The 22,003-nt window shown below is 42.7% G+C and carries 25 protein-coding genes; 23 read left to right on the plus strand and 2 right to left on the minus strand.

What is annotated here, in order from left to right:
• Nucleotide 1 precedes the first annotated feature (1 nt).
• From pgsA to U9Q08_04905, 6 genes are read left to right on the plus strand one after another with little or no spacing between them, the layout of a single operon-like run.
• Nucleotides 2–589, plus strand: coding sequence for a CDP-diacylglycerol--glycerol-3-phosphate 3-phosphatidyltransferase (gene pgsA / locus U9Q08_04880; GenBank protein MEA3329035.1), 588 nt, complete (start codon nucleotides 2–4; stop codon nucleotides 587–589).
• Nucleotides 573–1,022, plus strand: a complete 450-nt coding sequence (locus tag U9Q08_04885) for a phosphatidylglycerophosphatase A (GenBank protein MEA3329036.1) — start codon at nucleotides 573–575, stop codon at nucleotides 1,020–1,022. Before pgsA ends, U9Q08_04885 begins: the two co-directional genes overlap by 17 nt.
• A complete protein-coding gene (locus U9Q08_04890) occupies nucleotides 1,019–1,789 on the plus strand; it encodes a thermonuclease family protein (GenBank protein MEA3329037.1) in 771 nt (256 codons plus the stop codon). The genes U9Q08_04885 and U9Q08_04890 overlap by 4 nt, the downstream gene beginning before the upstream one ends.
• Complete coding sequence (locus U9Q08_04895) at nucleotides 1,789–2,175, plus strand: VanZ family protein (GenBank protein MEA3329038.1); 387 nt, start codon at nucleotides 1,789–1,791, stop codon at nucleotides 2,173–2,175. Before U9Q08_04890 ends, U9Q08_04895 begins: the two co-directional genes overlap by 1 nt.
• Before the next feature lie 31 nt (nucleotides 2,176–2,206).
• The gene (locus tag U9Q08_04900) at nucleotides 2,207–3,154 is read left to right on the plus strand and encodes a transposase (GenBank protein ID MEA3329039.1); all 948 of its coding nucleotides are present in this window, start codon (nucleotides 2,207–2,209) and stop codon (nucleotides 3,152–3,154) included.
• Between the two features lie 38 nt (nucleotides 3,155–3,192).
• A complete protein-coding gene (locus U9Q08_04905) occupies nucleotides 3,193–3,357 on the plus strand; it encodes a hypothetical protein (GenBank protein MEA3329040.1) in 165 nt (54 codons plus the stop codon).
• 48 nt (nucleotides 3,358–3,405) lie between these two features.
• On the opposite strand, the gene thpR is transcribed toward U9Q08_04905, so the two are convergent.
• Nucleotides 3,406–3,963, minus strand: a complete 558-nt coding sequence (gene thpR, locus U9Q08_04910) for an RNA 2',3'-cyclic phosphodiesterase (protein MEA3329041.1) — start codon at nucleotides 3,961–3,963, stop codon at nucleotides 3,406–3,408.
• Complete coding sequence (locus U9Q08_04915) at nucleotides 3,948–4,457, minus strand: CinA family protein (GenBank protein MEA3329042.1); 510 nt, start codon at nucleotides 4,455–4,457, stop codon at nucleotides 3,948–3,950. Before U9Q08_04915 ends, thpR begins: the two co-directional genes overlap by 16 nt.
• Nucleotides 4,458–4,619: 162 nt before the next feature.
• Here U9Q08_04915 and recA point away from each other — a divergent pair, with 162 nt between their 5' ends.
• The 17 genes from recA (at nucleotide 4,620) to U9Q08_05000 (ending at nucleotide 21,979) form a co-directional block, all read left to right on the plus strand.
• The gene (recA, locus tag U9Q08_04920; GenBank protein MEA3329043.1) at nucleotides 4,620–5,603 is read left to right on the plus strand and encodes a recombinase RecA; all 984 of its coding nucleotides are present in this window, start codon (nucleotides 4,620–4,622) and stop codon (nucleotides 5,601–5,603) included.
• 14 nt (nucleotides 5,604–5,617) lie between these two features.
• Nucleotides 5,618–7,084 carry a Do family serine endopeptidase gene (locus U9Q08_04925; GenBank protein MEA3329044.1) on the plus strand — a complete coding sequence of 489 codons (1,467 nt, stop codon included), beginning with the start codon at nucleotides 5,618–5,620 and terminating at the stop codon, nucleotides 7,082–7,084.
• Nucleotides 7,081–9,723 carry an alanine--tRNA ligase gene (gene alaS, locus U9Q08_04930; GenBank protein MEA3329045.1) on the plus strand — a complete coding sequence of 881 codons (2,643 nt, stop codon included), beginning with the start codon at nucleotides 7,081–7,083 and terminating at the stop codon, nucleotides 9,721–9,723. Before U9Q08_04925 ends, alaS begins: the two co-directional genes overlap by 4 nt.
• Entirely contained in the window at nucleotides 9,720–11,096 is a 1,377-nt protein-coding gene (gene hisD / locus U9Q08_04935; GenBank protein ID MEA3329046.1) for a histidinol dehydrogenase, read from the plus strand. Before alaS ends, hisD begins: the two co-directional genes overlap by 4 nt.
• Nucleotides 11,032–11,664: an imidazoleglycerol-phosphate dehydratase gene (locus U9Q08_04940; protein ID MEA3329047.1), complete on the plus strand. Its 633-nt coding sequence runs from the start codon at nucleotides 11,032–11,034 to the stop codon at nucleotides 11,662–11,664. The genes hisD and U9Q08_04940 overlap by 65 nt, the downstream gene beginning before the upstream one ends.
• Nucleotides 11,665–11,843: 179 nt before the next feature.
• Nucleotides 11,844–12,566, plus strand: coding sequence for a 1-(5-phosphoribosyl)-5-[(5-phosphoribosylamino)methylideneamino]imidazole-4-carboxamide isomerase (hisA, locus tag U9Q08_04945; GenBank protein MEA3329048.1), 723 nt, complete (start codon nucleotides 11,844–11,846; stop codon nucleotides 12,564–12,566).
• Between the two features lie 23 nt (nucleotides 12,567–12,589).
• Nucleotides 12,590–12,964 (plus strand): phosphoribosyl-AMP cyclohydrolase, encoded by a 375-nt coding sequence (gene hisI / locus U9Q08_04950; protein ID MEA3329049.1) that lies wholly within the window; start codon nucleotides 12,590–12,592, stop codon nucleotides 12,962–12,964.
• A gap of 141 nt (nucleotides 12,965–13,105) precedes the next feature.
• Complete coding sequence (gene trpD / locus U9Q08_04955; GenBank protein MEA3329050.1) at nucleotides 13,106–14,113, plus strand: anthranilate phosphoribosyltransferase; 1,008 nt, start codon at nucleotides 13,106–13,108, stop codon at nucleotides 14,111–14,113.
• Between the two features lies 1 nt (nucleotide 14,114).
• A complete protein-coding gene (trpC, locus tag U9Q08_04960; GenBank protein ID MEA3329051.1) occupies nucleotides 14,115–14,891 on the plus strand; it encodes an indole-3-glycerol phosphate synthase TrpC in 777 nt (258 codons plus the stop codon).
• 198 nt (nucleotides 14,892–15,089) lie between these two features.
• Nucleotides 15,090–15,713 carry a phosphoribosylanthranilate isomerase gene (locus tag U9Q08_04965; GenBank protein ID MEA3329052.1) on the plus strand — a complete coding sequence of 208 codons (624 nt, stop codon included), beginning with the start codon at nucleotides 15,090–15,092 and terminating at the stop codon, nucleotides 15,711–15,713.
• 14 nt (nucleotides 15,714–15,727) lie between these two features.
• A complete protein-coding gene (gene trpB, locus U9Q08_04970) occupies nucleotides 15,728–16,918 on the plus strand; it encodes a tryptophan synthase subunit beta (GenBank protein MEA3329053.1) in 1,191 nt (396 codons plus the stop codon).
• A 22-nt stretch (nucleotides 16,919–16,940) separates the two neighbouring features.
• Complete coding sequence (gene trpA, locus U9Q08_04975) at nucleotides 16,941–17,744, plus strand: tryptophan synthase subunit alpha (GenBank protein ID MEA3329054.1); 804 nt, start codon at nucleotides 16,941–16,943, stop codon at nucleotides 17,742–17,744.
• Nucleotides 17,745–18,767, plus strand: a complete 1,023-nt coding sequence (locus tag U9Q08_04980) for a mannose-1-phosphate guanylyltransferase (protein ID MEA3329055.1) — start codon at nucleotides 17,745–17,747, stop codon at nucleotides 18,765–18,767.
• Entirely contained in the window at nucleotides 18,706–19,122 is a 417-nt protein-coding gene (gene ruvX / locus U9Q08_04985; GenBank protein ID MEA3329056.1) for a Holliday junction resolvase RuvX, read from the plus strand. Before U9Q08_04980 ends, ruvX begins: the two co-directional genes overlap by 62 nt.
• Nucleotides 19,122–20,390 (plus strand): pitrilysin family protein, encoded by a 1,269-nt coding sequence (locus tag U9Q08_04990; protein MEA3329057.1) that lies wholly within the window; start codon nucleotides 19,122–19,124, stop codon nucleotides 20,388–20,390. The genes ruvX and U9Q08_04990 overlap by 1 nt, the downstream gene beginning before the upstream one ends.
• Nucleotides 20,387–20,824, plus strand: coding sequence for a D-aminoacyl-tRNA deacylase (gene dtd / locus U9Q08_04995; protein MEA3329058.1), 438 nt, complete (start codon nucleotides 20,387–20,389; stop codon nucleotides 20,822–20,824). Before U9Q08_04990 ends, dtd begins: the two co-directional genes overlap by 4 nt.
• Nucleotides 20,825–21,007: 183 nt before the next feature.
• A complete protein-coding gene (locus U9Q08_05000) occupies nucleotides 21,008–21,979 on the plus strand; it encodes a macro domain-containing protein (protein MEA3329059.1) in 972 nt (323 codons plus the stop codon).
• The last annotated feature ends 24 nt before the right edge of the window (nucleotides 21,980–22,003 follow it).

A 22,003-nucleotide genomic window follows, 5' to 3' on the forward strand; every position in this document is an offset into this window, starting at 1 on the left:
CATGAATTTACCCAATAAACTAACCATCTCAAGAATAATTCTTACGTTTGTTTTTATGTTTTTTTTATTCTCCAGTTGGTGGCCGGGTAAGTACCTGGCCCTGCTGATTTTTATTATTGCCTGCCTGACAGATTATTATGACGGGTATATTGCCAAGCAAAAAAATATGATTACCAATTTTGGAAGGCTGGCTGATCCAATAGCAGATAAGATATTAGTACTTGCCGCATTTTTGGCTTTTGTCGAACTCAAAATCCTGCCGGCCTGGATGGTGGTCCTGATCATTCTGCGGGAGCTCATCATTACCGGGGTGAGATTATTGGCGTTTTCCAGAGGAAAAGTGCTGCCGGCTAAAAAGGAAGGTAAGCATAAGACCGTTTCCCAGATGCTGGCTATATTCTCTATTCTGGTCTTTTTGGCTTTTAGAGAGACATTGAGCAGGTTTTTTGGGCTTTGGAATATATCCTTTGAGATTATGTTCAGGCGGACTGTATTTATTTTAATGTTGGTTACCGTAGCTCTTACTCTTAGTTCCGGACTTTTATATTTATGGCGAAATAAGGGGATATTAAGTGCGAACTTTGATTAAATTAGTAGCCTCGGTTTTTTTTATCGGGTATGTACCGTTTATTCCCGGAACTGCTGCATCTTTGGCCGGAGTAGGGTTATATTTATTGATAAAAAACAGCCAGATTGTCTATTTCATAGTAACCCTGGTTGTAATCTGCTTGGGTTTTTTGACCGCTGGCTGGGCTGAGCGTTTATTTGCTAAAAAAGACGCAAGCCAAATAGTGATTGATGAGGTAGCCGGCTTACTGGTTGCTTTCTGGTTTGTAGCATATGAACCGGTATATTTAACAGCAGGGTTTGTAATCTATCGGCTGTTCGATTGGTTAAAACCCTATCCCTTAAGAAGATTAGAAAAAATAGGAGGAAGCTCGGGGATAATGTTAGATGACATTGGAGCCGGAATATATACCAACATTATTCTCCAGATAGCGATATACTTCTTTATTAAATGAAGGCTAAAATATATTTTTTTATAATTCTTTCATTGCTTGCGGTTATAGGATGCAGCGCAGGCGGATCCAAAGCCGACTTTTATGTATCCAAGGTAATCGATGGGGATACGATCGAGCTATCTAACGGCAAGACTGTCCGCTATATCGGAATAGATACCCCTGAACTCAGGGAAAGAAAAGGCAGTATTTGGGTATATAAACCCGAAGAATATGGTCTCCAGGCAGAAGAAGCCAACAAAAAATTGGTGGAAGGCAAGAAGGTAACACTTGAATTTGATATAGTTAAAACCGATAAATACGGCAGGTGGCTGGCCTATGTATTTGTAGACAATAAGATGGTTAATCAGGAATTGCTGCGTTTGGGTTATGCCGTGCTTTATACCTACCCGCCTAACGTAAAGTATGTCGAAAAATTAGTGGCTGCTCAACAGGAAGCGCGGCAGAAAAAAAGAGGATTCTGGAAAAGCTACGAGATTATCACTCACCAGGAGGCCGCCGGGCACATCGGAGAATTTTATACTGTTCGGGGACGAGTAACAAGCACCTTTGCTTCTAAAAAGGTAGTGTTTTTAAATTTCGGGCGGGACTGGCACGAGGATTTTACGGTAGCGATCTTTAAATCTAACCTGGGGCTGTTTGAAGATAAGGCGATAGACCCGGTTGTTTTTTATAAGAATAAGCAGATAGAGGTAACCGGTAAAATAAAATTTTATAACGGGCCGGAGATAATCATCAATCACCCTTCCCAGATAAAGGTAATAAACTGATGAGCCGGTCTAAAAGATTTTTAAAGTTCTGGGTTCCGTTGCTGGTTTATATGGCATTGATGTGGTTTCTTTCCTCAAGGCCGGCCAGGTCCCTGCCTTTAATGTTGTTTCCTTTCGCGGATAAAGTATTTCATTTTCTGGAATATTTTGTCTTTGGGTTTCTCCTGGCCCGGGTGATCCAGACAGCGCAGCCAAAAACAAGGCCTAAATTGTTTATCTTTGTAATAGTGTCTGCCCTGATCTGGGGCGCTATCGATGAACTGCACCAGGCCTCTGTTCCATTACGCGACCCCAGCGTTTTTGACTTATTAACCGATTGCTTCGGAGCAGGCATCGGCCAGCTTTTGATAAAAAGGGGTCAGTCCTCGAAAATCGAAAAAGCTTGACATTCAAATATTGAAGGCATAAAATAAAGGTATGGCAAGACCATACAGATTACAAACAGAAGATTGTTTTTATCATATAACCAGCAGGGGGGATAACAAGAAGAAGATTTATGTTAGTGAATATGACTATAAAAAATTTCTAGAGTATATACTGAACGCAAAGGCGAGATTTAAATTTTATATCTATGCATACGTTTTAATGCCCAACCACTATCATTTTCTAATAAAAACTCTTCATGCAAATTTATCAAAACTAATGCATTACATAAACGGGTCATACACAACTTACTACAATGTGAAGCGTAAAAAGTCGGGACATTTATTTCAGGGCAGGTATAAGTCAATAGTTGTGGATACAGACAGTTATTTTTCAATATTGAGCCGGTATATTCATTTGAATCCAGTATTGGCAAAGCTTGTAAAGTTTCCGGAAGAGTACAAGTGGTCGAGTTGTAATGCTTACATCAAAAAGGAAAAAGATGAAATTATAGATAAAGGAGAAATAAATAGGGTTTTAGGAATGTCGGCCAGGCAGTATCGTCAATTCATGATGGAAGGTTTGGGAAAAAAGGAAAATCCATTTAAAGATTTGTATGGAGGATTTATTTTGGGAGGCACAAAATTTATTCAAGATAAGTTAAATGAGTTAAGAGAGCAAGTGGAGGGTGGGGAATTTTCTCATCAGAAAGACCTTAAAAGGTATATATCCATAAAAAGCATAGATGATTTAATGGAAAGAGAATATGGAAAAAGAATTAAGGAAATGCGCGCCAAAAGGACCTGGACTATGAGGAAGAAGAGAATAGCAATATATTTAATGAGAAAATTTGCGGGATTGGATAATAAGGAAATCGGTGGAGTTTTTAGGATGAATTCTTCGGCAGTAAGTAAGGCGGCAATGAGTATTGAGAAAGGCATGAATGAAAGTAGCCAGTTGAGGAAAGAAATGAAGAAACTATTTTCGATTTTCGAGGGCTGACCCCTTATGTTGGAGGATAGAGCCAGAGGAGGTGGGTTGTGGATAAGTTTTCGATGAAGGTGGGTGTTCACAAAACTCCAAAGAACCCCAATGTTTTTATTTTTACTATTGCTACTCCGACGTTGAGATCCCAATTTAAACTTCCAAGAAAGGTAGTCAACGAGTTAAGGATTTTAATTGAAAAAGTTCTTACAAGCAAATAGCCCAGAACTGGTTCTGGGCTATTTAGCGGCGGGGAAGTCCCCGCCCAATCAGGATAACGCTGTTTGATAGAGAGGAGTGTAGATCGAACCGGTTGGGGTTAGGGTGCTTTGGATCAGGTTAAGGTGGGTGACCTTTATTCTGCTCTGGCTTTTGAATGTGGTTGAGGATAGAAGAACAGAAAGTTTATCTCTGTTTTTGGGAGAACGCAAGCGTCCCAGGGTGAGGTGGGGGTGAAAAGGACGCTTTTCTTTTGCAAACCCGATTTTTGCCAGTTCACACTCTATTTTTTTAGCTAAATCCAGAGTATTTTGGCTGCCCTGCTTGAGGCCGGTCCAAATAACCCTGGGAAAGCTGGGGTTGGGAAAGGCACTCAGGTCCTCCATGGACATTTCAAAAGAATTTTCAGTTTTTGCTACCCGATCTAAGATGTTTTGGATTTCTTTTAACCGGGATTGATCAATATTTCCCAGGAACTTGAGCGTAAGATGGACATCCTGCGGCTTAACCCATTTTACATCTGCCTGAGAAGACCTTAATGTGTCAATTATTTGGCTGAGCTCTGACTTGACGTCCCGGGGGATCTCTATTGCTATGAAAGCGCGCATAAATATTTTCTTACCATCTCCAGGGCTGCCCGGGAGACCTTTGATTTTATTGTGGTTCTGTTTCCAGTGAAATTAAACTCTTGCCAGATGGCCTGATTTGTTGTTGCCAGCGCTATAAACACAAGGCCGAGAGGTTTTTTTCTGGTTGCTCCTCCGGGACCGGCAATGCCGGTTATACCCAATCCTATGTCGGTTCTGGATAACTTTCTAATAGCTTTGGCCATGGCCAGGGCTGTCTTAACGCTGACCGCCCCGTTTTTTTCTATTATTTTAAGTGGAACATTAAGCAGGTTGACCTTTATTTGGTTAGAATATGCAACTATCCCTACTTTAAAGTATTTTGAACTTCCGGGGATATTGGTTAATTGGTTAGCTACCAGCCCCCCTGTGCAGGATTCAGCTACAGAGATGGTTTTTTTTGAAGTAGTCAGGAGTTCTGCTATTCTGGCTTCCAGCGTTTGTTTATTTTCTGTTTTCGTAATCTTTTTTCTCATTGCTCCCTAACCGTAAACTGTAATTCGTAAACCTGCAATAGTATACCACCAAAATTTTGCTTTACAAAATATTTTCTCTGATTTATAATACTAACCTATGTATTAAGGATAATTTACTGGAAAGAGGAGGTAAAAATGACAGTCAAACATGAAGATCGTCAGATCTCAGATAAAACAAAGGCATTAGAAATGACTTTAACCCAGATAGAAAAACAGTTTGGCAAAGGTTCAATTATGAAATTAGACCAGGCAAAGAGAATCGATATTGAAGCCATATCCACCGGCGCTATAACCCTGGATTGGGCCCTGGGGGTAGGCGGGGTTCCTCGGGGTAGAGTTATTGAAATATTCGGGCCGGAAGGAGGAGGAAAGACCACCCTTAGCCTGAGTATCATTAGTCAGGTCCAGAAGAGCGGAGGAGTGGCTGCTTTTATTGATGCCGAGCATGCGCTGGATCCTGCTTATGCTGAGAAATTAGGCGTAAAGCTTAGTGAATTTTTAATCTCCCAGCCGGATACAGGCGAACAGGCATTGGAAATAGTTGAGGCCCTGGTTAGAAGCAACGCCGTAGATATTGTCGTTGTTGATTCTGTAGCTGCTTTGGTTCCCCGGGCTGAGATTGAGGGAGAAATGGGCGATACCCATATTGGTCTTCAGGCCAGGCTTATGTCTCAGGCGCTGAGGAAGCTTACCGGATCGATCAGTAAATCAAAAACCTGCGTTATATTTATTAATCAGATCAGAATGAAGATAGGGGTAATGTTCGGTAATCCTGAAACTACTCCCGGAGGCAGGGCGTTGAAGTTTTATTCTTCAGTCAGGATTGATATCAGGAGAAAAGGCTCAATAAAGGTAGGGGATGTAGTGGTTGGCAGCAGGACATTGGCCAAGGTTGTTAAAAATAAGGTAGCCCCGCCGTTTAAAAGGGCAGAGTTTGATATTATGTTTGATCAGGGTATCTGCCGGGCCGGCAGTATTATGGATCTGGGAATAGAAAATAATATTATCCAGAAGTCCGGCACATGGTTGATATATAACCAGGTGAAGATTGGCCAGGGCAGGGAAAAAGGAAGGATTCATTTAAAGGAAAACCCCAAGCTTATGCGTGAAATTGAAACTAAAGTCAGAGAAATAATGGGAATATAGGGAGGTATGATTCAATGGCCAGGATAGGGCTGAAAAGTAAAAGTTTGTTTTTGACAGCTGTTTTAACCAGTATTTTGATTGGCAGCGTATTTACCAACCATGCTCTGGCTGATAATTTTGGAAAAGAGAATGCATTCACTTTAATAGCCAGGGATGTATACCCGGCGGTAGTCAGTATTACTACAACCCACATAGAAAAATTAGGAGGTTCTGGATACAGACGTTCCAGCCCGTTCGGGGAAGACGATTTCTTTGATCAATTCTTTAAAGATTTTTTTACTCAAATTCCCGAGAGAGAATATAAGCAAGTGGGGATCGGCTCGGGCGTTATTATTGATAGTAATGGCTATATCCTGACCAATTATCACGTAGTAGAAGAAGTGGATAACGGCGAGGTCACTGTTAAGCTTCCTGACGGCCGGGAATTTAAAGGAAAGATAAAAGGCAGTGATCCCCGAAGCGACCTGGCAATAGTTAAAATCGACGGCAAAAATTTACCCTTAGCCCAACTGGGAGATTCAGATAATGTCAAGATTGGGCAATGGGCAGTTGCTATTGGAAACCCTTTTGCTTTTATCATTGACGACCCCAACCCGACCATGACCGTAGGCGTAATCAGCGCGCTGCATCGCAGCCTGCCGGCGGTCAGAGGAACCACCCGCTATTATGGCGATCTTATTCAGACTGATGCGGCCATTAATCGAGGCAATTCCGGAGGGCCGTTGGTTAATGTAAAAGGGGAAGTAATAGGCATAAATGTAGCTATATTTTCGAGTACCGGCGGTTATCAAGGTGTGGGCTTTGCCATCCCGATCAATACAGCCAAGGATGTTATTAATAGTCTGGTTAAGGGTGAAAAGGTTCTTTATGGATGGCTGGGGGTAAATGTTCAGGATATAGATCAGGATTTAGCTGAGTATTTTGAGTTGGGAGACAAAAAAGGAGTATTGGTGGCAAAGGTGCTTAAAGACAGTCCCGCTGAACAGGCTGGAATTAGGGATAAAGATATAATCAGGACATTTAACGGAAGGGACATAAAAGATACGCAGCAACTGATAAAGATAGTGAGCCGGACTTTACCGAATAAAAAGGTACTGGTTAAGGTAATGCGCGACAAGAAAGAGTTGATCTTAAAGGTTAAGGTGGGCGAGCGTCCGGATATTTTAGAGGAATCCAGAAAAGAAAAAGAAGCCGAATCTCAGGAATTGTGGAGGGGCTTAAAAGTAAGCAATATTACGCCGGAAATAAGCAGAATGTTTGCTATTCCTGAAGCTGCAGCAGGGATAGTTATTATAGATATAGAATACGGCAGTGCTGGCGATGAGTCAGGCCTGCGCAAAAGAGATATTATTACCCAGATCGGCCGCAGGGCAATAACCAGCTTAACTGATTATCGGCAGGTTACTTCAAAGATTAAAGGTAACGTTTTGATAAAGACCAACCGGGGTTATTTTGTTGTTCGGGAAAAAATAAACGAGTGAAGACCGGGGAAATCAGAAGTGAATTTTTAGATTTCTTTAAATCAAAAGGCCACCGGATTGTTGCCAGCGATTCTTTGGTTCCTGCCAATGACCCCACGCTTTTATTTACCGGTAGTGGAATGAATCAGTTCAAGGAGGAATTCCTCGGACATGTTAAAGATCACAAAAGAGCAGCATCCTGCCAGAAGTGCCTGCGAACAGTGGATCTGGAAAAGGTGGGCCATAGCCCCGGCCACCACACCTTTTTTGAGATGCTGGGTAACTTTTCCTTTGGGGATTATTTTAAAGAGGAAGCCATTAAATGGGCCTGGGAATTTTTAACAGATAGGTTAGGCCTGCCTTCTTCCAAGATCTGGGTTTCGGTCTATACCGAAGATCAGGAGTCATTTAATATCTGGAAATCCAAGATAAAGATTCCTGTCTCAAGGATTGTCAAACTCGGGCAAAAGGAGAACTTTTGGCCGTCGGAGGCCCCGAGTGAAGGACCTAATGGGCCGTGCGGGCCAAGCAGCGAAATATTTTATGACCGAGGCCAAAAAACAGGATGTAAAAAGCCTGGCTGTAATCCGGGTTGTGATTGTGAAAGGTTTATAGAGATCTGGAACTTGGTTTTTACTCAGTTTGACCGTCAACCCGATGGAAGCCTTGGCGAGCTTCCCAATAAATGCATTGATACCGGAATGGGTTTGGAAAGGATTGCTGCTGTTTGTCAAGGTGTGGAAAATAATTTCCAGGCAGACCTGCTTAAATCCCTAATTGACCGTTTATGCGAGGCAGGTAACCTGAAATATGGCCGGGACGAGCAGAAAGATTACCACTTGATGGCCATAGCCGATCATATCCGGGCGGTGATTTTTTTAATATCTGACGGGGTGCTGCCCTCTAATCAGGGCCGGGGTTATGTAGAGCGGATGTTAATCAGAAGGGCTATTGGCCATTTACGGACTCTCAATTTAACAGGTTTATTTCTTTATAAGTTTGTTCCATTTGTTGGCGGGATAATGCAGGATTTTTATCCAGAGGTTTTTGAACAAAAAAAGGCAATATCAGAGATTATCCTGGCTGAGGAAAAGCGCTTCCAAAATACTATCGAAGAAGGAAGGCGCATTCAGCAGGAATTGATGGATAGCCTTTCCCGGCAGGGAAAAAAGGTTATTCCCGGTGAAAACTGTTTCAGGCTTTACGATACCTACGGGTTTCCCCTTGACCTGATTGAGGTTGATGCCGAAAAAAAAGGCTTCAAACTGGATAAGCATGGATTTGAAAAAGCGATGTTTAAACAACGGGAGATGTCACGGGAAGGTTCTCAAATTCAAAGCACAATTTTCGCTGCTACGTTAGCTGCCAAGATCAAGTCAGCAGCCAAAGCTACTAAATTTGTGGGTTATAAAAAAGAGGAAATTGAGGCAAAAGTGGTTCTGATTTTGCATGATGATCAGCCGGTTAAAAACATTAAGCAGGGAAGTCAGGCAGGGATAATTTTAGACCAGAGCCCATATTACGGAGAGTCAGGCGGACAAATAGGAGATGAGGGTTTAATCAAAAAACAGGCAACAGTGGTGGAGGTATCAGATACCAAATTAATAGATGGGATAATTGTCCACTACGGAAGAGTGATCAAAGGGAAGCTGGCTTTAGGTGATAAGGTTATAGCCTCTGTTGATAAGGAACGAAGGCTGAAGATAAAAAGGAATCACACCGCGACTCATTTACTTCAAAGCGCCTTGCGGGAAGTCCTTGGGCCCCAGGTTAAACAACGGGGATCTTTAGTCAGTGACCAGAAATTGAGATTTGATTTTAATTATTTTAAATTGGTTACTAAAGAAGAGCTTGACCGTATAGAAGATATAGTGAATCAAAATATCCGGTGCAATATTCAGGTAAAGGTTGAACATCTGCCTTTAACCCAGGCAAAGAAAGCCGGCGCATTAGCGCTATTTGGCGAAAAATATGGCGAAACAGTCCGGGTGCTTTCTATTGGCGGGCTTAGTAAAGAGCTTTGCAGAGGGACACATGTTGCTTCGACTTCCGAAATAGCGCTATTTAGAATAACAGGCGAAAGCGCTGTAGCAGCAGGTATAAGAAGAATAGAGGCTGTTACCGGCCGGGCAGCTTACCAACTGATGAAAACCGAAGAGAATATTATGTCCAACTTGTCTCAGATGTTGAAGTCCAGTCCTCCCAAAATAATAGAGCGGATAGAAAAACTTCTTTCCGAGACGGCTTCCTATGCAAAGCAAATAGGCAGGTTGAAAAAACAGGCATCCTCGATCGAGATTAAGAACATGATTGGGGGGGCTATTGATCTCAAAGGCGCCAAAGTGATCATTAAAAAGATAGAGGCTGCTGCTGCCGGAGACCTAAAAGACAAAGTGGACCTTTTGAAGGAGCAGTTACCTTCAGCGCTTATCATCCTCGGTTCAATATCGGAAGGTAAGGTTTCGTTGGTCAGCGCAGCGACCGATGATTTAGTTAAGAAAGGATTAAACTGCAGGGATGTTATTAAAGAATTAGCCCGGCTGATCGGCGGGAGCGGAGGAGGGAAACCGGATTTTGCTCAGGCCGGTTCCAGAGAACCGGCAAAACTTGCTTCGGCATTGCAGCAGGCACCACAAATAGTTAAGAGGTATTTAAGATGATGCATGTAATATTTTGGGAAAAAGGAAGCTCCAGGAAGCTCGAACGATTAACTGTTCAGGATTTTGATAAACAATTATATAAGGCAGTTGCCAGGATAATAGATGGCGTGAGAAAGACCGGCGATAGAGCCCTGGTAAAATATACTAAGAAGTTTGATGGCGTGGAATTAAGCCCTAAAAGGTTAAAGGTAAAAGAAGGGGATATAAATAAAGCTTATGAACAGATAGATGTTAAATTTGTGCCACTGCTCAAACAGGCGATAGAGAATGTAAGGAGTTTTTACAAAAAGAGGTCGAAGAGGTCTTTTAGATTAAAAGCAAAAGACGGAGTTATGCTGGAGGAAAAGTATTATCCGATTGAGCGGGTAGGTATTTATATCCCGGGAGGGACAGCGCCCCTGTTCTCCACTGTTTATATGGCAGTTTTACCTGCAAAGATGGCCGGGGTAAAAGAAATAACAATAGTTTCTCCGCCAGCCAGGAACGGAGAAATAGATCCTCATATTCTGGTAGTAGCTAATCTTTTAGGCGTAGGAGAGATATATCGGGTCGGTGGTTCTCAAGCTATAGCTGCCCTGGCGCTGGGTACAAGGAGCATTCCCAAGGTCGATAAAATTGTTGGTCCGGGAAACCGGTATGTCACTGAGGCCAAAAGGCAGGTCTATGGATTTTGCGACGTTGATATGGTGGCTGGCCCAAGCGAAGCAGTGTTGCTTGCCGATGGGCATGCTAATCCAGACTACGTAGCCGCAGATCTTCTTGCTCAAGCTGAACATGCCAATTCCACGGCTATTCTTATCACTACCTCCAAGAAGTTAGCCAATGAAATAAAGAAAAAAGTAGATTCGGGATATGCGATCATAGTCCACAACCTTAAAGAAGCAGTTAAAATCATAAATACTATTGCGCCTGAGCATTTACAGATCATGGTCAAGAGTCCTTCCCGGATCAGAAAGAAGATAGTTAATGCCGGCGCTATTTTCCTTGGAGCCTATTCTCCAATAGCAGTGGGAGATTATATTGCTGGTCCGAGCCATATCTTGCCTACCGGCGGAACAGCCAGGTTTTATTCAGCGTTAGGTATCGATGATTTTATTAAACGCTCACATTTTATCACCTACAGCAGAGAAGCGCTGGAGAAGGTCAAGAAACAGATAGGCAGGCTGGCTGAAATAGAAGGCCTTAAGCTGCACAAAAACTCTTTAGATGTGAGGTTCCCTGAGCCGGAGACAGTTCTAGCGCGGGAAGAGAGAAAGAAGAATTTTTCTGAACCTCCTTTAGGAGCCAAATCCACACAGGAGATTAAAGATGCCCAAAAAGGAAAAAACCCCAAAGACCCCCAGGAAAGCCCGGATAAAAAGACAGACCACTGAAGTTAAAGTTGCCGGCAGGTTATTGCTGGACGGCAAAGGCAAATCCAAGATTGATAGCGGTATTAAATTTTTGGATCATATGCTAGACCTGTTTACATTTCACGGTTTTTTCGATTTGGAGCTTACGGCAAGAGGAGATTTGGGGGTAGATTACCATCATACCAATGAAGATATCGGAATTGTCTTAGGCGAAGCGTTTAAAAAATCTATTGGTAAAGCGCGGGGCATAAAAAGATTTGGCGAGGCATCAGTCCCGATGGAAGAAGCATTGGCGTGGGTAGTGGTGGATGTTTGCGGAAGGGGCAGTTTTTCCTGGAACTTACCGGCTAATACAGAGTTAAAAAAGGAAACAGGGGGATATAGCTTTGATGACGCCAGGCATTTTCTGGACTCATTTGCCAAGAAATCAGGCATTAACATAAAGATTGATATAATTGAACCAAGCCCGGATGTCCACCATTTATTAGAGGCAGCATTTAAATCTTTAGGAATAGCAATTGACCGGGCGACTCAGATAGATAAGAGAAGAAAGGGCGTCCCTTCTACTAAAGGGGTTATAGACCTATAAAAACTGCAGGTTGCAGGCTGGGAAGCTGGTTTAACGTTGTCGATGCTCATATGGGTGCTCGTTTTAGAAACTAGAGGCTTGGACATAGTGAATTATCCAGCTTCCAGCCTTCAGCTTCGATACCAGTATCGACAACGACAAACGAGCTTCTATAACTTTGATTTTGAGAAAGGTATGTTATGTTGATCATTCCCGCGATTGATCTAAAAAACGGAAAAGTAGTCAGGCTCTGGCAGGGAGATTTTTCTAAAGAGATAGTTTATTCTGAAAATCCCGCATCAGTTGCCCGGCAATGGGAATTTATGGGAGCCAAGCTGCTGCACCTGGTTGATTTAGACGGCGCTTTGACCGGCAGCCTGAAAAACCTGGATATAGCAGCCGAGATAGCCAAGAGAATAGCTATTCCTGTCGAATTAGGAGGCGGGATCAGGACTGAAGAAGCGATCGAAAAGGTGTTATCTAAAGGAATAAACCGGGTAGTGTTGGGTACAAAAATCTATAAAGACCCGGAATTTGCTCAAAAGATAATTTCCAAATATCAGGATAAAGTGATTGTCAGCATTGATTCAAAAGCAGGCCTGATTCAAGCCAATGGCTGGACCAGCCCTATTTCCCTGGCGCCGGTTGAATTGGCAGGGAAAATAAAAGAACTCGGCTTAAATAGCGTTATCTATACGGATATCTCTAAAGATGGGACGTTAAGCGGGCCTGACCTGGCGAGCATCAAGCGGTTTCTGCGGGAATCGCAGATAAAAACTATTGTTTCCGGCGGTATCGCTTCTTTAGAAGACATTACTAAGCTTAACACCCTAAAACCAGAGGGGTTATCGGGCGTGATAATCGGAAAGGCCTTGTATGAGGGTAAGGTTGACCTTAGAGAGGCGATAGCGGCGGGGAAATAATATGAGGCAAGAGGTTATATAACATGAAATTAAAGTACGATAAACAAGGTTTGATCCCGGTAATAGTGCAGGACTATAAAACCAAGGAAGTTTTGATGCTGGCTTACATGAATAAGCTGGCTTTAAAAAAGACGCTGGATACAGGAAAGGTGCACTTTTTTTCCCGTTCTCGCAAGAAATTATGGCTTAAAGGAGAAACGTCAGGCCATTACCAGAGGGTTTACGAGGTCCTTTTTGATTGTGATAAGGATACGCTTTTGATCAGGGTTCAACAGAAAGGCGGCGCCTGCCATATGGGATACAGATCTTGTTTTTATCGAAGCGCAGGCAAAAAGTGCAAGACAGTGAACGTGGTTGGCCGGAAGGTATTCGATCCGGAAGAGGTATATAAAAAGTAAGCAGTAGGCAGTAAGCAGCAGGCAGAAAGAAACACGGTAGAAAAAAATAGACACAGATGGGCACAGAAGGAGTAATTGGCAATGTGCAGCATAGAAATATTGGTTTACTGTTTATGATTAGCAGATAAGGGGTTATTTAAAGTGATCAAAGAAGTGATTGCTGAAGTTGTTAAAGGAATAGATCTTTCTTGCCTTGAAGCTGAACAGGTGATGAAAGAGATTATGGATGGAGAAGCAACCCCATCCCAAATAGCCTCTTTTATAACTGCCTTAAGAATAAAGGGCGAAACAGTAGATGAGATTACCGGTTGTGCCCGGATAATGAGGCAGTACGCAAAAAAGATTAAGGTAACCGGAGCAGCGGTTGATACCTGTGGAACAGGCGGAGATAAATCTTACACATTTAATATCTCTACAGTCAGTGCATTTGTGGTTAGTGCCGCGGGTTTGACTGTGGCCAAGCACGGTAATGTTTCTGTTTCCAGTAAGTGCGGAAGTGCTAATTTACTTGAGGCATTAGGGGTTAAAATCTATATTAGCCCGGACAAAGTAGAGCAGTGCCTGGCAAAGATTGGAATAGGCTTTTTGTTTGCTCCGGCCCTTCACCAGGCGATGAAATATGCCATGCCCAGCCGGAGGGAAATCGGAATCAGGACGGTTTTTAATATTTTAGGGCCGCTGACCAACCCGGCTGGAGCGAATTGCCAGCTTTTGGGAGTTTATAAAAGGGAATTAACCGAGCCTTTAGCCAGAGTATTAGCTAATTTAGGATCTGATCACGCGCTTGTAGTTCATGGTTTAGATGGCCTGGATGAAGTGACTATTACCAGCCAGACCCAGGTTTCTGAACTGGTCAATGGAGAAGTAAGAACATACCTGATTGGCCCCGAGGATTTCGGGATAAAAAAGGCAGATTCAAAAGACCTGAAAGGCGGAGAAATTCAAGTTAATCTCAGAATAGCCCGGGAGGTATTAGGCGGTCAGCCCGGTCCGCAGCGGGATATAGTGCTTTTAAATGCCGGTTGCGCTATCTATGCCGCTGATTTAACTAAAGATATTAACCAGGGTATAAAACTAGCTCAAAAGTCGATCGATTCAGGCAGCGCCTTAAAAAAACTGGAATTATTGAAAAAATATACCAACAACTAAGATGATCTTAAATAAGATATTAAGCCAGAAAAGAAAAGAGATTGAAGAGGCAAAAGCAAAAGTTTCCCAAAAAGGACTTATAGAAAAAAAATCCGATTTTCCCGGCCGGCGCGATTTCAAATCGGCAATAAGCAAAGCTCATCAAATTAACCTGATAGCTGAGATTAAAAAAGCCAGTCCTTCAAGAGGGATAATCAGAGAGGATTTTAATCCTGTCAGGATCGCCCAGCTTTATCAAAATAGCGCGGCCCGGGCAATATCTATTCTGACTGATCAACAATTTTTTAAAGGAAGCCTTGACTATTTAAACCAGGTAAGACAGGTAGTTACTCTGCCGATTTTACGAAAAGATTTTATTATTGATGAGTATCAAATTTATCAATCTGCTTTGGCCGGGGCTGATGCCGTACTTTTGATTGCAGCTATACTTTCCGGAGAGGAATTGAACAGATTCTTATCCGTAGCATCCGGGATAGGCCTGGATGTGATTGTAGAGATTCATTCAGAAAAGGATATAGAAAAGCTTAGTCAGACAGACCCTTTGATTATCGGGATTAATAACCGGGATTTGGTTTCTTTCGAGGTTAACCTGGACACTACTGAACGACTAATCAGATTGCTGCCTAAAGGTAAAATTATAATTTCAGAAAGCGGGGTTAAAACCCATCAGGATGTTATGAAGTTAAAAAGTTTGGGTGTAAATGCAGTATTGATTGGTGAGGGTTTTATGGAGAGCGAAGATATCAGCGCTAAGGTGAAAGAAGTGATGGGGTGCTGATGAATTGCTAAACTGTTAAGTCCGTCGTGCGTTATGCGTATTGCGTTGTGCGCTATGCGCTGTGCGCTTTGCGTTTTGACGCTTTTAAATCCCGTTTTTCTTTAAAAAATAGTTTTTGTTTTTTTTGACGCATTACGCACGACGCATAACGCATAACGCACAGCGCATAACGCACTTATTGAAAAGGATTTTGTTTAAATGACCAAGGTCAAGATATGCGGGATTACTAATTTAGATGATGCTCTGGCTGCAACCGAGTTAGGAGCAGACTTTTTGGGATTTGTTTTTAGCCAACAGAGCCCCCGGCAGATCAAGATTAAACAAGCAGTCAAGATCATCAGCTCGCTTCCCGGAAACGTATCTACGGTTGGATTGTTTGTCAACCAGCGAGGGCTGTTAGTCAAATTAGCTTCCCAAGAATGCGGTTTTAATTACCTGCAATTTCACGGAGATGAATCCCCGCATTATTGCCAGCAGATTAGAAAAGAAGTTAAGATTATCAAGGCGTTCAGGGTCAAGGACAAAGATAGCTTAAAAAATCTTGCTGATTATGATGTTGATATATATTTGCTGGATGCTTACAACAAAGACAACTTTGGGGGAAGCGGCAGCATGTTTAACTGGGACCTGGCAATTGAACCTAAGAAGATTGGCAAGCCGATCATTTTGGCTGGAGGCCTTACGCCTAAAAATGTAATAAAGGCCATAGAAAAAGTAAGGCCGTATGCAGTCGATGTTTCCAGCGGGATCGAGAAGGGCCCGGGCAGGAAGGACCACAAATTAATTAAGAAGTTTATTGAACAGGTTAGAAGCGCAGGTTAAGGAGGTCTGAACAGATGCAGCCGGATAAACAGGGTTATTTTGGCCGATTTGGCGGTAAGTTCATTCCTGAAACCCTGACTACTGTCTTAAAGGAATTAGGGGCTGAGTATAGCCATGCCCGAAAAGACAAAATTTTTCAAAAAGAGCTGAGTTGCTACTTAAACGAGTACGCAGGCAGGCCTACCCCTTTATATTACGCAGCCAGGTTTAGCAAGTTTCTTAAAGGCCCTAAGATCTATCTAAAAAGGGAAGACCTTTGTCACACTGGTGCTCATAAGATAAATAATACCCTGGGCCAGGTGCTTTTGGCCCGGCGGATGAAAAAGCAACGCATTATTGCCGAAACAGGCGCCGGCCAGCACGGTGTTGCCACAGCTACTGCGGCTGCTATGTTTGGCTTGAAGTGCGTTGTTTATATGGGCGTAAAAGATATTGAGCGCCAGGCTTTGAATGTTTTTCGAATGAAACTTCTTGGTGCTGAGCTGAGGCCGGTAACCAGCGGCAGTCAGACCTTAAAAGATGCCTGCAACGAAGCAATAAGAGACTGGGTGACTAACGTTAAGGATACTTATTATGTTATCGGTTCAGTCGTAGGCCCGCACCCCTATCCAATGATGGTCAGGGATTTTCAAACAGTAATCGGAAAAGAAACAAGGGTTCAGATTTTGAAAAAAGAAGGCAGGCTGCCGGATTATTTGGTTGCCTGTGTTGGAGGGGGCAGTAATTCTATCGGCCTATTCCACCCTTTCTTTAATGATAAAAAAGTAAAGTTTGCCGGGATAGAGGCGGCAGGATTTGGTATTAAAACAAGTAAGCATGCGGCTACCCTGATTAAGGGCAGCATTGGTGTATTACACGGGGCCAAAAGTTATCTCCTGCAGGATAAGGATGGCCAGATTAATATAGCCCACTCTCTTGCTCCGGGCCTGGATTATCCGGGAGTAGGGCCGGAGCATTCTTATTATAAAGAAATAGGCCGGGCCAGGTATCTGGCTGTTACTGATAAGCAAGCCCTGGCCGGTCTTAAATTATTGTCAGAGGTCGAGGGTATTATACCCGCGCTTGAGTCTGCCCACGCCATAGCCTATGTTCAAAAGCTCGCTCCGCAGTTAACTAAAAATAAAATTGTAGTAGTTTGCCTTTCCGGCCGGGGCGATAAGGATATAGACATTGTACAAAAGGCGAACCTGAAAAGATTTAATTAATGAGTATTAGTAAAGGGTGATAATGAACAGAATCGATAAAAGATTAAACGAGTTGAGGAAAGAGGGAAAGAAGGCGTTTATTGCTTATATTACCTGCGGGTATCCCAATCTTAAGCTGACCGAGTCTTTGATGATTGAGCTTAGCCGGGCAGGGGTGGATATGATAGAGATGGGGATGCCTTTTTCAGATCCCATGGCTGACGGAATAACCATCCAGATGTCTTCTCAGGCAGCACTTAAAAACAAGATAACCTTGACTAAGGTATTTAGCCTGGCCAGGAGATTAAGGGCAAAGATAGAGGCCCCTTTGATATTGTTTACATATTATAACCCTATTTATCACATGGGGATAGCAAAAATAGGTAAAAGACTGCTCAGCTCAGGAATTGACGGCCTGATTGTCCCGGATCTTTTACCCGAAGAAGCCGGCGGATTAAAAAGTGAACTTAAAAAATATAACCTGGACTTGATCTATTTAGCAGCTCCAACTACAAAAACATCCAGGATGAAGAAAATAGCCCAGCAGTCCAAAGGATTTATTTATTATATTTCAAGGACAGGGATAACCGGTGCGAGAAAAGACATATCTTCGGATATTGAGTACAACATGGATCGCATCAAACGTATTGCTAAAAAGCCGGTTGTGGTTGGTTTTGGTATTTCAAATCCGGCTCAGGCAGCTCAAATTGCCCGTATTAGCGACGGCGTAGTGGTAGGCAGTGCTATTGTTAACCAGATAAAGAAGAATCTGGGGAAACCCAATCTGGTCAAAAAAGTCGGAGAATTTGTCGGTGAATTAGTAAAGGCGGCGAAGGAAGCAAGGTAAATGAACAAAAAACTGTATTGCTTAATTATGGCTGGCGGAGAAGGTAAGAGGTTTTGGCCCAAGAACAAGAAAAAAAAAGGAGTTTCCAAACAATTTTTTTCGATCAGGGGTAAATCCTCAATGCTTGAAGTGACATTTCAAAGAATGAAAAGGGTTACTTCCAGCAAGAGGATTTTCATAGTCATAAATAAAAAGCAGGCGGTATTTGCGAAAAAGAAAATACCTTCTTTAAGGCAAGACGCTTTTATATTGGAACCGTTTGGCCGCAATACCGCAGCGGCAATAGGACTGGCTGCTTTGCATCTCCAGATTAAAGACCCATCGGCAATTATGCTGGTTAGCCCCTGCGATCATATTATAAAAAATAATAAGAAATTTTTACAAGCTGTCAGCCTGGCGGTAAAAACAGCTGTTTCTGGCAGTCTCTTAGTGACTATCGGGATAGAACCGGCTCATCCGGATGTGGAATATGGGTATATAAAGATTAAAAGACACCCCTCGACTTCGTCCCTCGACAAGCTCGGGACTTCGCCCGGGGCAGGGAAGACAGAAGACACCCCTCGACTTCGTCCCTCGACAAGCTCGGGACTTCGCCCGGGGCAGGGAGATCAGAAAAATAAAATATTTAAGGTTGAAAAGTTTACAGAAAAGCCGGATAGAAAAACAGCCGAGAGGTTTTTAAAAAGCGGTGATTATTTCTGGAACAGCGGTATATTTGCCTGGAAGGCGCAGGTAATATTAGATGCGATCGCCGAATATATGCCCGAGCTTTTCAAAGCGCTTTTGGAAGTTAAGAGTTCCTTTGGCTTACCCGAACAGGAAGAAGTTTTAAATAGGGCTTACAGCCGGCTTAAATGTGTGCCGATTGATTCCGGCATTATGGAGCAGGCTGAAAACGTAGTCAGCTTAAAGGCGGATTTTGGCTGGGATGACCTTGGGCACTGGGAAGACGCCAGAAAATATGCGAAGGATTTTAGGATTAGACATAGGACAAAAAAGAATAGGCCTGGCTCTAAGCGATAGGCTTGGCTGCACTGCTCAGGGCCTGGATACATTAATCAGGGCCAATGATAGCCGGGACATAGACAGCTTAAGAGAGATCATTAAAAAATATGATGTTGAAGAAATAGTAGCCGGGCTTCCGTTGAATATGAATGGCTCTGCGGGGCCGTCTGCTGAGAAGGTTATGGGGTTTATTGAAACGTTAAGAAAAGATCTTAAATTACCGGTAAAAACCTGGGATGAGCGCCTGACCAGCTTGCAGGCAAGGGGCGTGCTTTTACAGGCTAACTTAAGCCGGAAGAAAAGAAAAAAAGTAACTGATAAATTAGCCGCCCAGTTGATATTACAGGGCTATTTGGAAAGTAGAGGAGAATAATGTATGAGATAACAAGGCTGGATAGCGGACTAAGGATAGCGACTCACAGGATAAAGGGTATGAATTCGGCGGCTGTCGGGGTGTGGGTAGCTACCGGTAGCAGATATGAACGAGAAGCCATTTCAGGCATTTCTCATTTTATAGAACACCTTTTATTTAAAGGGACTTCCAAAAGATCGGCCAAAGCAATAAAGACATCTATCGAGGGCAAAGGAGGGTCTTTAAACGGGTTTACATCCGAAGAGGTTACTTGTTTTCTCTGTAAGGTGCTGTTGAAAGACTTAAGGGCCGGAATAGACGTCCTTTCCGATATGGTAGTTGGGTCATTACTCAATAAAGATGATATAGAAAAAGAAAGGACTGTAATCTGCGAAGAGATAAAGATGTATCTGGACCTGCCTTCCCATTATGTGAGCGAACTACTCAATGAATTACTCTGGCCATCCCAACCCCTGGGCAGGCTTATATCCGGGACCGTTGATACGGTGGGAAACATTAAACGGGCTGATATTGTAAAATATTTAAAATCTCACTATGTTCCTAATAATGTGATCGTGGCTGTTGTGGCGGATTTACCTCATCAGGATATTTTAGGATGGTCTGAGAAATATTTAACCCTCGATCCCTTAAAAAAACACTTTCGCTTTCAGCCGGCAAAGGAAAACCAGACCAGGCCGCAGCTTAAATTTCACCGGCAGGAGACTAAGCAGGTTCATCTTGCTCTTGGCTGCCACTCTTTTTCCAGATTTCATCCTGATAGATATGCTCTTGGCCTTTTGAATGTAATATTAGGGGCAAATATGAGTTCAAGATTATATGAGACAGTAAGAGAAAAAAGAGGACTGGCTTATGATATTGCCTCTCATCTCAGAAGACATCAGGACACAGGTGTTTTTAGCGTTAACATGGGAGTGGAAAAAGCAAAGGCAACCAAGGCATTAAAACTGGTGCTTGCTGAGTTAAATAAGATTTCTCAAAACCCGGTTAAAGATAATGAGATTAAAAGGGCCAAACACTTTTTTAAGGGACAGCTTTTGATAGGATTGGAAGACAGCCTTAATCACATGCTTTGGATGGGAGAGAAGCTGTTGACCGGCGGCCGCATTCCGGATATTTCAGAAGTAGTGAAAAAAATAGACATGGTTACCAAAAAAGATATAAAACGAGTAGCCGGGAAACTATTTACCAACCGTAACATTAATCTGGCTGTTATCGGTCCTCTTGCCGAGAAGGAAAGAACGAAGATCGAAAAGATATTTTCTTTATGAAAGCAATAATTCAAAAAGTAAATAATGCATCTGTGAAAGTGAAGGAAGAACTTATCTCTGAAATAGGCAGGGGACTGGTTGTCTTTCTCGGCGTGGAAAAAGGCGATTCATTAAAAGAAGTTGAATTTCTGGTGGATAGGGCAGTGAAAGTCCGGTGTTTTGAGGACGAAAAAAATAAAATGAACCTATCTGTTAAAGATATAGCCGGAGAAATTCTGGTAGTGCCGGAATTTACACTTTGTGCCGACCTTTTACGCGGCCGCCGGCCGGGATTTGAAAAAGCAGCTCCGTTCCAGGAGGCTGAAAAACTTTACCGGGATTTTATAGTCTTACTGGTTAGCCAAGGAGTAAAAATTAAGCAGGGCAAATTTAGAGAACATATGGTGGTCGATATTTCTAACGATGGTCCGGTAACGTTCATTTTGGACAGCTAGCAGGAATGAAAGATAATTAAATAGAGAAATCTAAAAATATTTTAACGCAGATATACGCAAATCTAACGCAGATAAACGCAGATGTTTTACTTATCTGCGACCATCTGCGTGCAATCTGCGAGAATCTGCGTTCAAAGTTTTCTGTGTGGTATTATTTTAAAATCTGTGTAATTAAGTATAGATATGAAAATCAAAGATTGCGAGATCGAGATAATTAAAGCAGATATTACCCGGCTTGATGTGGATGCAATAGTCAATCCTGCCAATAACAAATTGCTTATGGGCGGAGGTGTGGCTGGAGCGATAAAAAGAAAAGGAGGTAAGATAATTGAGCAAGAGGCACTAAGCAAGGGAACGATAAAAATCGGAGAAACGATAGTTACTACCGGAGGGAAGCTTGCCGCAAAATATGTGATCCACGCAGCAACCATGGGTATGGATTTTAAGACCGATGAAGCAAAGATAAGAAAGTCATCTGCCGGCAGCTTGAGGTCAGCCGAACAAATGAAAATTAAATCAATTGCTTTTCCTGCCCTGGGCTGCGGAGTAGGAGGATTTTCTTATCTGGCTTCGGCAAAGATTATGGCTCAAGAAATTGTTAAGTATTTAAGAGGGAAAGGGTTACACCTAAGAAAAATTATTTTTTGTCTTTATGATCAAGAAGCTTATCGGGTTTTTAATAAGGCTGTGTTCAGGTATCTCGGGCATATTGCCGGCCAACTTCAAAAAGGACCTTTCGTTACCGTGGATGCGATTGTTCTTTCGGGTGAAAAAATAGTTTTGGTTAAAAGGACCAATCCGCCCTTTGGATGGGCAATGCCCGGCGGATTTGTCGATTATGGAGAGAGTTTAGAGCAGGCGGTTCGACGGGAAGTAAAAGAAGAAACCGGACTTGATTTGGAAGGGCTAAAACAATTTCATACTTACTCCAAGCCGGATAGAGACCCCCGGTTTCACACTGTTTCTACGGTTTATACCGGCCAGGGAAAGGGCAGGCCTGTTGCCGGAAGTGACGCAGGTTCGTTGGCTGTAGTGGGTTTAACCGAGTTAGGTAAATATAAGCTTGCGTTTGACCACAAAGAGATAGTCGGCGCTTATTTAAAAATGATGGACCCCCGGCATTTTTTGATGTCGAGGATAAATTCGCACAGATAATTTATGAAAATCAAAGATTTTCAT

The organism is Candidatus Omnitrophota bacterium (assembly GCA_034717435.1).
Classification (GTDB): Bacteria; Omnitrophota; JAUWXU01; order JAUWXU01; family JAUWXU01; genus JAYELI01.